Origin of the sequence: Actinoplanes sp. DH11 (assembly GCF_020873875.1) — a bacterium.
Classification (GTDB): domain Bacteria; phylum Actinomycetota; class Actinomycetes; order Mycobacteriales; family Micromonosporaceae; genus Actinoplanes.
Genome location: NZ_JAHWGU010000220.1, coordinates 1 through 257, shown reverse-complemented (window position 1 = coordinate 257; position 257 = coordinate 1). Strand labels below are relative to the sequence as shown.

1 protein-coding gene is annotated in these 257 nt (G+C 72.0%); it reads left to right on the top strand.

What is annotated here, in order from left to right:
* Window positions 1-257: acyltransferase domain-containing protein (locus tag LPA41_RS43915; protein ID WP_229077028.1), on the top strand; the 257-nt coding region annotated here is incomplete at both ends.

The following is a 257-nucleotide window of genomic DNA, read 5'->3' as shown; positions in this document are numbered from 1 at the left end:
CGCGCACGTGGCGGGACTGTGGTCGTTGGCGGATGCGGTGAAGGTGGTCGCGGCCCGGGGTGCGTTGATGCAGGCGCTGCCGTCGGGTGGGGCGATGGTGGCTGTCGCCGCGACCGAGGACGACGTGGTGGCGCGGCTTGTTGATGGGGTGTCGATCGCGGCGGTCAACGGCCCGCAGGCGGTGGTGATCTCCGGTGATGAGGACGCGGTGCTGGCGGTGGCGGCCGGGTTCGACAAGACGCGGCGGTTGCGGGTCA